The following is a 9,854-nucleotide window of genomic DNA, read 5'->3' on the forward strand; positions in this document are numbered from 1 at the left end:
AAAAGACCACATTTGAGTTTAAATATGAAAACACCTAACTTTGTATATGAAAAAACCAGTGAAGTTAACTTCACTGGTTTTAATTAATTTATTGTAAAACTTGTCAACCTATTTTAGGACGACTCATGCAGGTATTTATTTCATGAATGTTACATTCCGTTCACATTGACTTTTACATTTCCTGTGATGCTTAAAAAAGCAATAATGGCATGGTTTGTCAGTTGTACTTTTTCAAAAGCAATGTCGCTAAGCTGCCCATTTACAAATACGCCTTGCGTTGGCGAATAATTTTTCAGGTATTTGAGGATGTTTTGTTTCCCTTCTTCAAGATTCGGTTGGATAGAGTAGCGGCAATTCTCCCGAATTTTATTCAAAATCATACCTTGGACCAGCCAGTTTGCGGTTTTCATGAGTCGGCTTTTGGTTTCCAGTGCATAATCCAGATCGTCAAAAAAGAGTTCTTTGGTCTGTGCGTTGTATTGCGGGAATCCGGCTAAGTAAATCCTTCCGTTTACACTTCCGAGCATATCCAGTGCAATAATCATTTTACCTCTTTTGTGCCAAATTTCTACATTTTGAATAGTAACTTTTCGTTTTCCTGAACCAAATTCCTTTCCTTTAAAATTAGCCGTCATCACTTTGGAAGCATCTTCATAGGTAGAAACTGCGGTGATATTTGCCGCTACTCGATCCGGTAAATTATTAATGGCTTTTAAGTGGATTTTGTCTTTCGAGAAGTTTGTCTTCGGTTTTTGTCCGATGCTGGATTCTATAAGGCATTTTAGCCCGACAGTCAATTCTACAGCATTTTTTTTCAGTTCGGTATCGGTTGCATACAATTCCTGAGGAGTCACTTTGAGCCAGGTTTGATAAGTAGGACTCAATTCGACTGGATCGCTTACTTTCTGCATCATATCGAGCATGTTCGATTTGAAATCTAAAGTTTTGTCTAAAGAGTCATCTATTTTTCGTTCAATTTTAGATTTGAATATTTTAATCGTTGGATTGATCAGATACGTTATTGCAATTTGCTTTCCGGCAATGGTGATGGTTGGGCTTTCTTTCCATTCGATATTTTCCAATTCGGTAATGGTGCTTATTTTCCAGTTGGCCATTTTGACATCACTTGTTAAATTCAGGGTTCCATCGAGGTTGAATTCTCTAATGTCATATAAATTCATTCCTAAAGCCGAAGTTCCGTATTTTACTTTGGCCCAGATTTTAAGCGGTAAAACAATTTTGAGTTTTTTGTCCTCTTCGGAGATTTGAATAGGGGCGCTTTTCCAGATTTTCATTTCTGTTTTGTCATCTTCCAAATTGTGATCTTCATAAATCAATCCGTTAAGGGCTTTGTTGGTTTGATTTTCGATATCTTTCAGTGTTAGGCTGACAGGAAAACTAATGTAAGAAGGAGTTACAGCGTACGATAGCGGTAAAGCTTCATCTGGTTCGGGTTTCATGAGTTCGATTTTTTGGGTTGAAGAACAGCCAGTGCCAAATGTTGCTAAAACCACTAAAATTAGGGAACAGAATATGTTTTTCATGGGATGATTTATAGTTTTCGAAACAAATGTAAAATTATTTTCCAAAAAATTGCAGTGCCAATCTGTAACAAATTGTAAGCATATTGGTCTTATTGAGGAAAAAGACAAGGATTAATTCATAAGAGTGATTTAAATTTGTCTTGAACTGACCAAAACTTTCCATTTTTAATATGAAACAAAATACAAAAAGTCGATTGTTATTAGCCATAACATTTGTTTTCTCAACGTTTTCTTTTGGCCAAGCCAAAAAATGGACTTTGGAAGAATGTGTTGGTTATGCTATTGAACATAATATATCGATAAAGCAAAGCACTTTAGATAAGCAGCTTTCTGATATTTCAAAAAAAGATGCCATTGGCAGGTTTCTTCCTTCAATAAACGGGCAGGCATCCCACTCCTGGAATACAGGTTTGAGCAATGACCCGCTTTCAGGTGTTAAAACAAATCAGACAACAGAGTCTTCAAACTTCGGAGCTTCTGCGAGTGTTGATATTTATAAAGGACTACAAAATCAAAACGAATTAAGGAAAGCTAAACTTTCGATTATAGCATCTCAATATCAATTGACTAAAATGCAGGAAGATGTTTCCTTAAACGTGGTTAATGCTTATCTGCAAATTCTTTTCAATAAAGAAAATTTGAAAGTGCAGGAAGAGCAGTTGGCTTATGATAAACAGCAATTGGAAAGATCTAATGAATTGGTGGAAGCGGGAGTGATTCCAAAAGGGGATTTATTAGATGTTAAGGCTACAGTTGCCACAGATAATCAGAGATTAATCGCAGCTCAAAATGCATTGCTGATTTCGAAATTAAGTCTGGCGCAATTATTACAGCTTGATGATTTTGAAGAATTTGATATTGCTGACGCCGATACTGATACCGAGCAAAGTACAATTTTGATGGAAGATCCGAAGGTAATTCTTCGGAAAGCTAAAGAAACCAGAACCGATTTGAAAATAGCTCAGACCAATGTTCAGATTTCTGAAAGAGAGGTTAAAATGGCAAAAGGAGCTTACCAGCCAAGTTTGTCGGCTTCCTATAATATAGGAACTAGTATATTACATAGAAATACGCTGATTGACAGTAACCTGATTCCTTCGTTTTCAGATCAATTTAAAGACAACTTAGGACAAAATTTCGGTTTGTCTTTAAATGTTCCTATTTTTAATGGGTTTTCGGTGAGAAACAATGTTTTGCGTTCAAAAATTGCTTTAGATCGTTCGAAAATCGCATTGGAACAGCAGGAGTTGGATTTAGAAAGAACTGTTTTTACAGCCTATACCGATACCAAAGGCGCTTTAAAAACACACGAAGCTGCGGTTGCTACATTGGAGGCAAGAGAAGGAGCGTTTCAATATGCAAAAGAAAGATACGAAGTGGGCCTGATGAACGTTTTTGATTTTAATCAGACGCAAACCTTGTATGTAAATGCGCAATCAGAAGTATTACGAACAAAATACGATTATATTTTCAGAACTAAAATACTAGAATTCTATTTTGGAATTCCAATTATTAAAAAATAATAAGTTACCATGACAAAGAAAACAAAATATATTTTATTAGGTATAGTAGTGGCGTTAGTTGCGCTGTTAGGCTTATCCAAAGCAGGTGTTTTTGGGGATAAGAAAAAAGGTACAGAAGTTGAAATTGCCAAAATTGAGCAGCGTACAATAATAGAAACAGTTTCAGGTACAGGTAAAATCCAGCCGGAAATAGAGGTGAAAATTTCTTCTGAAGTTTCCGGAGAAATCATTGCTTTGCCTGTAAAAGAAGGGCAGACAGTTAAAAAAGGAGATTTGTTAGTGCGTGTTAATCCGGAGTTATATACTTCGGGATTAAACCGTTCTCAGGCCGGATTGTCAAATACAAAAGCTGGTTTAAGCCAAGCGGATGCTCAATTCAAAGAAGCTAAAGCGAGTTACGAGAGAAATAAAAAATTATTTGACAAAGGAATTATTTCAAAATCAGAATGGGATAAGTCTATAGCTGCTTTTGAAGGGGCTCAAGCTTCGAAACAAGCGGCATATTATAATGTGCAAAGTGCTTCGGCAACGGTAAATGAATCGAAAGAAAATCTTGGAAAAACGGCTATTTATGCACCAGTTGACGGAACTATTTCCAGATTGGATGTTGAATTAGGAGAAAGAGTTTTGGGAACACAGCAAATGGCGGGAACTGAAATGATGCGTGTGGCGAACTTAAACAATATGGAAGTGGAAGTGGATGTTAACGAAAATGACATCGTGAAAATCGAAATAGGGGATTCTGCAAAAGTTGAAGTAGATGCCTATCTAAAAAAAGAATTTAAAGGTATTGTAACCAGTATTTCCAATTCGGCGAGCACTGCTCTTTCTGCAGATCAGGTAACTAACTTTAAGGTTAAGGTAAGAATCTTAAAAGAATCGTATGCTGATTTAACTGCTGGAAAACCTTCTAATTTTTCACCTTTCCGTCCTGGAATGACTGCTACAGTTGATATCATCACTACTCGTAAAGAAAATGTTATTACAGCACCAATTAGTGCGGTTGTGATGCGAACTGATACTACATCTTCCCGTAAAATTGAAGTTGCAGAAACAGATGATGAGGGAGACGACGCAGCAGGACAAGAAGTAGTTCCGGTAAAAAACGAAAAACGATTTGAATGTGTTTTTGTTAAATCGGGGAATAAAGTAAAATTAAGAATTATTACTACCGGAATTCAGGATGATAGTTATATTGAGGTGCTTTCAGGGTTGAAAAAGGGTGAAGTCATCGTTACAGGGCCTTACACGGTTGTAACAAAGGAATTGAATCCTGGAGATGAGATTTATGTTAAAACCAAGGAAGAAATAGCTGCTGAAAAGAAAAAGAGTAAAGAAGAAGCCAAGGGCTAACAGATATAAATAAGATTTACATAGCTCCATCCGGAATTAAGGATGGGGCTTTCTTTTTTTTAGAAATCATCTTTGTACATTTGCGGTTCTGAAAAACACTCATACATGGCTTATATTTTATCAATAGAAACTGCTACAAGAAACTGTTCTGTCGCGTTGTCGCAAAATGGCGTAACTATTGCCTGCAAGGAAGTTTCGGATGCAGGTTATTCGCATGCGGAAAAACTGCATGTTTTTATTGAGGATATTCTACAAGAGAACAAAATTTGTTTTCAGGATTTATCAGCTGTGGCAGTAAGTCAGGGGCCTGGTTCTTATACAGGATTGCGAATAGGCGTTTCGGCGGCAAAAGGGTTGTGTTATTCGTTGAACATTCCTTTAATTGCAATTGATACGTTAGAAACTTTGGCCAAAAAACTGACTGTTGAGAAAGGTGTGATCGTTCCTATGCTGGATGCCAGAAGAATGGAATGTTATACGGCAATATTTAATGCTGAGCATGAGAAAACAAGAGCGATACAGTCAGAAATTATTGATGAACATTCGTTTTCGACGATTCAAGAAATAATGCATCTTATTGGTGATGGTGCTTCAAAATGCAAAACGGTCTTGACTGACGATAGATTTGTTTTCTATGATGAAATTGAATTTCCTTCAGCTAACGAAATGGGAGCCATCGCATTTGAAAAGTATAAAAAAAGCGACACTGTTGATGTCGCTTACTTTGAGCCTTTTTATTTGAAAGACTTCATGATGACTAGTCCAAAATAATTATTTAGTTTCTTCATCCTGGGGTTTGTCTAATTTTTCATCAGCAAAATTATTTATTTTTTGCTCAGCGCTGTCTACCGCTCCATGAGCAGCTTCTTCCGCTTTGTCTACTGCGAAACCGGTTTTTTCTTTGATTGTATCTACAACGTTGTCGATAGTTTCAGTAGCCTGAGGGATAAATTCTTTTACTTTTTCACCGGCCTGTTCTGCAAAATCTTCCACTTTATCAATTAAAGGAGCTGCGCTTTCTTTTGCTTTTGTAATGGCATCATCTGCAAAATCGCTTACTTTTTCAGTAATTTCTTCTACATTTACTTTTGAACCGAATAAGTTCTTAAAAAAACTTCCTATTCCCATCTTGTTAATTTTTTATTGGTTGAATTGTAATATTACAAAATTTTGTCCAATTTATACTGCAAAATGGGTTAAAATTGTTATGATTTTACGTTTTCGTAACAGTGTCAGGTATTGCCGGATAAATAAGATTATCTCTCCTTTTTTCTGTATATTTTTAAAAGAGATTACTATTATGTGAACGATTTAATTACATTTGGGTTTTAATAGTAATTATTTCAAATCGGTACAAATGAAAATTTTTCTTTTCTTATTTTTATTCTTTACAGGCTCATTGCTTCAGGCACAGTTGATTGTTGGTGCTACAAAAACACCAATTCAGTTGGTTGAAGATATTTTGGTTGGTTCCGGAGTAAGTCCTGTGAATATTAAATTTAACGGCTCTTTTTCTTCTGCTGGAATAATTAAAGATCAGATTGCTGAATTCAGTACAAACTTTAACCAGACAAACCTAGGATTGAGCAATGGGATTTTGCTCACTACTGGGAAAGCGGATTTAGCTCTAGGGCCTAACAATAGTTCCAGCAAATCTATTTTGCCAGCTGTTTCGTATCAAGGTGATGCCGATTTAGCTTTATTGACAACTCAGCAAATAGCAAATGTTGCTGTTTTGGAATTTGATTTTGTTGCGACCGGGACGACTTTGAATTTTCAATATGTTTTTGCTTCAGAAGAATATCCGGAATATGTTAACAACAGTGCTTATAGTGATGTTTTTGGTTTTTTTATAAGCGGACCAGGTATTACGGGAGTGTTTTCCGGAAATGCAAAAAATATTGCTGCTGTTCCCAATACAATCATTCCGATTTCGATAAATACAGTAAATAACGGTATCAATAATTCAGGGATATGTACTAATTGTCCTTATTACTATAACAACACAAGCATAGGTGTAAATCCTACTACGTGGAATCCTTCGTATACTACGCAGTATGATGGGTTTACAACTCCAATAACAGCAGAAGCAACACTTGTAATAGGGCAAACGTATCATGTCAAATTTGCTGTGGCCAATGTTTCAGACAACTCATATGATTCGGGAGTGTTTATAAGAAACTTTAACACCAATACTTTGGGGCTGGCCGAAAATGAATTGGCATCCGGATTTGTGGTATATCCTAATCCTTCAAACTCTTTTGTGACCGTTTCGAATGCTTCCAAAGCAGTAATAACTGAGATTAATATTTTAGATAGTAACGGAAGAAAAGTGGAAAGCCAAAAAAGGGAAACGGTTTCAGATGTAACGCTGAATATTTCTAAATTGAATTCGGGAGTTTATTTTCTAGAAATTATTTCTGCGGAAGGCAAAACGGTTAAGAAAGTAATTAAGCAATAAAAGCGAAGCTTGATCTTACCATAATAAAAAAGCGTTTCAACTCTGAAACGCTTTTTTATTATCTAAATTTATTCCAATTCGAATGTGATTTTAAGATTAACTCTAAATTCAGACACTTTTCCGTCTTTAACAGCTGCGCTATGTTCCTGTACGTAAACTGAACGGATGTTTTTTACAGATTTTGATGCTTTTTCAACTGCTTTTCTTGTGGCATCTTCCCAACTTGTTTCAGAATTAGAAAGAATTTCGATTACTTTTAAAATTGACATAATTTCTTGAATTTAAGGTTAATAGCTAATAAAATTAACGATTAAATTCTAGAAACACAATTGTTTTTAAGCGTTTAATGCTTCAACTTTTATTTCCTGATCGTGAAGCATTTCTTTCAGCATATTCTCAATTCCGTTTTTAAGCGTAAATGTAGATGAAGGGCATCCGCTGCAGGCTCCTTGCAATATTACTTTTACTTTTTTGTCTTCTTCTGAATACGAATCAAAAAGAATATTTCCACCATCGGCAGCGACCGCAGGTCGAATATATTCTTCTATAATATTGATGATTTTTTGAGAAGTCACGTCAAGGTCGTCGAAATTGGCAATCTGTTGTTTCTCTTGTTTGTTTGAAGCAACTACTTTAGTTTCATCAACGACAATGTTACCGTTTTCGATAAATTCCTTGATAAAAGTGCGTAATTCCAGTGTAATTTCCTGCCATTCGCTTACAGCATATTTTGTTACCGAAATGTAATTTTCATCGATAAAAATCTCTTTTACAAAAGGAAACTTGAATAATTCCTTAGCTAAAGGTGATGCTGTTGTTTCGTCAATGTTTTTACACTCAACGATGGTTTTGGTTAGTCTTTTGCTGGCAACAAACTTCAGTACGGAAGGGTTGGGTGTGCTTTCTGCGTAAACGGTTACCGGCGTTTTTTTAGGTGCTTCTTTTTGTTTTACCACTTCTCCGCCGCTGTTTACATACGTTTCCATTTGTTCGGCTACAGCATGTTTTACATCATCCCATTCTACAATGCTGAATTTTTCAATAGCAATAAAATTTCCTGAAATATAGACGGTTTTTACAAACGGTAAATAAAACAACTGCTGAGCAAGAGGTGAATCGGCACATTCGTCAATATTTTTGTATTCAAAACTTTGATTAGGACAAATAAAATAGGAGAATTCGAATTTTAAAATATTAGGATTTTGTGTATTTTTTATAGTAACAAGCTTCATTTTGTCGATTTTTTACAAAATTAACAAACAAAATTTACATGAAAGTGTATATTTGAAGAATTAAAGATTTATTTAACTTTTGTTATTAATAAAAATTTTGCTAATGAAAAAACTTTACCTATTAACCTTTTTACTTTTTGGATTGACCACCCAAGCACAGTTACAACTTGCAAACATATATGTTGATCCGGGAGGAACGGTTCCACCTTTTTACTTTCCAACTAAAACACCGGCACAAATAGTTTCTCAGGATTTGGTGGGTATTGGTGTTACTCCTTATAATATTACATTTAACGGTACTGCCGCTGGTGCTTCGACATTTTCAAGGCAGGTGGATAGATTTTCAACCAGTAATAACTTGACAAGCCTTGGGTTTTTGCCTGATTTTAATCCTAGCGGTGTTAGGATTGCCGGTACGCCAAACGGAATGTTAATGACAACAGGGGAATCGTCAGTTGCTCTTGGGCCTAACAATAATGCTGGTAAATCTATTGTGGTTGACGAGGCACCAGCTGGTGATCCTGATTTACAGAAGATTACAACAAATGATGTAGATAAGGTTTCTATAGTCGAGTTTGATTTTGTCGCAACGGGACCAACATTGAATTTTGATTTTATTTTTGCCTCAGAAGAATATCCGGAGTATACAGACGATCCAAATTTTAATGATGTCTTTGGTTTTTTCTTAAGTGGACCTGGAATTGTGCCAGATGTAATAGCTCCTGATACAGGACCTAGTTTTACAAACAATGCGAGAAATATTGCGAGAGTGCCCGGTACTTCAACCGCAGTCTCTATTGGGACCGTACATAATGGTGAAACGAATACAGGACCTTGTGTGAATTGTTCTTATTACGTAGCTAATGGTATAGGTATTACACCTGCTGTAAATTCCAGTATCCAGTATGATGGTTTTACCAGTGTTATAAGAGCTACTTCTGAGTTGCAGTGTGGGCAAGTCTATCATATCAAACTTGCGATTGCGAATGTTGGTGATACGGCATTTGACTCTGCAGTATTCTTGAAAAACTTTCAGATTCCACCTATGGCTTTATCTGTTGTTGGAGGTGCTGATGAAATTATTGCCTGCGAAGGTGATCCTGCAGTGACTATTAGTTCAGGGGTTACGGCAGGAACCAATGTTTTTGAGTGGTATCTTGATGGTGTTTTAATACCAGGCGCTACGGGACCTACTCTTGATGTTGCTACCACTGGTGTATATAAATTGATAGCTCATAGTTCAGGAGGCTGCTTAATTGGAGAAGATACTATTAATGCTAGTTTCTATCATATTCCTCTTCTTGATCCTGAGCCTGTAACCATATGTACCACAGGAACGGGCCCATATAACTTTATTATCGACCAAAATGCTTATATCTTAGACGGTCTGAACCCATTAGATTACCCGATTACTTATTTTACTTCATATGCAAATGCTTATGCTAATGTATCTCCAATTCCTAATGGTATCTTGGGAGCTTATCCAAGTGCAGGAGCTGGGGAGTTAATCTGGGTTAAAATAGAAGATCCATACACAACCGGATGTACAAATTATAGAAGCTTCCCTTTAAATGCAGTATCGAGTCCTGCGGGAACTTTTTCCTATGCCTCGCCTTATTGTTCGTCTCTATCGACTCCTCAATTGCCTACATTGACTGGTTTGACCCCTGGAGGTGCTTATACGGCTACCCCTGCGGGATTGACTATTGATGCTACAACTGGAGCGGTTACGCCAAGCACG

Annotated in this window: 9 protein-coding genes; 5 read left to right on the forward strand and 4 right to left on the reverse strand. The window is 36.3% G+C overall.

Annotation, left to right across the window (positions count from 1 at the left end):
* Positions 1-149: 149 nt before the first annotated feature.
* Complete coding sequence (locus ACRDEC_RS16575; RefSeq protein WP_431499483.1) at positions 150-1,544, reverse strand: DUF4403 family protein; 1,395 nt, start codon at positions 1,542-1,544, stop codon at positions 150-152.
* A 170-nt stretch (positions 1,545-1,714) separates the two neighbouring features.
* On the opposite strand from ACRDEC_RS16575, the gene ACRDEC_RS16580 reads away from it, so the two are divergent.
* From ACRDEC_RS16580 to tsaB, 3 genes are all read left to right on the forward strand, one after another.
* Positions 1,715-3,067: a TolC family protein gene (locus ACRDEC_RS16580; RefSeq protein ID WP_431499484.1), complete on the forward strand. Its 1,353-nt coding sequence runs from the start codon at positions 1,715-1,717 to the stop codon at positions 3,065-3,067.
* A 9-nt stretch (positions 3,068-3,076) separates the two neighbouring features.
* Positions 3,077-4,420 (forward strand): efflux RND transporter periplasmic adaptor subunit, encoded by a 1,344-nt coding sequence (locus tag ACRDEC_RS16585; protein ID WP_431499485.1) that lies wholly within the window; start codon positions 3,077-3,079, stop codon positions 4,418-4,420.
* Between the two features lie 105 nt (positions 4,421-4,525).
* A complete protein-coding gene (gene tsaB / locus ACRDEC_RS16590) occupies positions 4,526-5,191 on the forward strand; it encodes a tRNA (adenosine(37)-N6)-threonylcarbamoyltransferase complex dimerization subunit type 1 TsaB (RefSeq protein WP_431499486.1) in 666 nt (221 codons plus the stop codon).
* Here tsaB and ACRDEC_RS16595 read toward each other — a convergent pair whose 3' ends face one another.
* Complete coding sequence (locus tag ACRDEC_RS16595; protein ID WP_431499487.1) at positions 5,192-5,548, reverse strand: hypothetical protein; 357 nt, start codon at positions 5,546-5,548, stop codon at positions 5,192-5,194.
* A 229-nt stretch (positions 5,549-5,777) separates the two neighbouring features.
* Here ACRDEC_RS16595 and ACRDEC_RS16600 point away from each other — a divergent pair, with 229 nt between their 5' ends.
* The gene (locus tag ACRDEC_RS16600) at positions 5,778-6,881 is read left to right on the forward strand and encodes a choice-of-anchor L domain-containing protein (protein WP_431499488.1); all 1,104 of its coding nucleotides are present in this window, start codon (positions 5,778-5,780) and stop codon (positions 6,879-6,881) included.
* 68 nt (positions 6,882-6,949) lie between these two features.
* On the opposite strand, the gene ACRDEC_RS16605 is transcribed toward ACRDEC_RS16600, so the two are convergent.
* Together ACRDEC_RS16605 and ACRDEC_RS16610 are read right to left on the reverse strand one after the other, a co-directional pair.
* Positions 6,950-7,150 carry a dodecin family protein gene (locus ACRDEC_RS16605; RefSeq protein WP_431499489.1) on the reverse strand — a complete coding sequence of 67 codons (201 nt, stop codon included), beginning with the start codon at positions 7,148-7,150 and terminating at the stop codon, positions 6,950-6,952.
* A 66-nt stretch (positions 7,151-7,216) separates the two neighbouring features.
* Positions 7,217-8,113: a NifU family protein gene (locus ACRDEC_RS16610; RefSeq protein WP_431499490.1), complete on the reverse strand. Its 897-nt coding sequence runs from the start codon at positions 8,111-8,113 to the stop codon at positions 7,217-7,219.
* Between the two features lie 103 nt (positions 8,114-8,216).
* On the opposite strand from ACRDEC_RS16610, the gene ACRDEC_RS16615 reads away from it, so the two are divergent.
* A partial coding sequence (locus tag ACRDEC_RS16615) for a choice-of-anchor L domain-containing protein (protein ID WP_431499491.1) occupies positions 8,217-9,854 on the forward strand: 1,638 nt, incomplete at its 3' end.

The organism is Flavobacterium sp., assembly GCF_050696275.1.
Lineage (GTDB): Bacteria > Bacteroidota > Bacteroidia > Flavobacteriales > Flavobacteriaceae > Flavobacterium.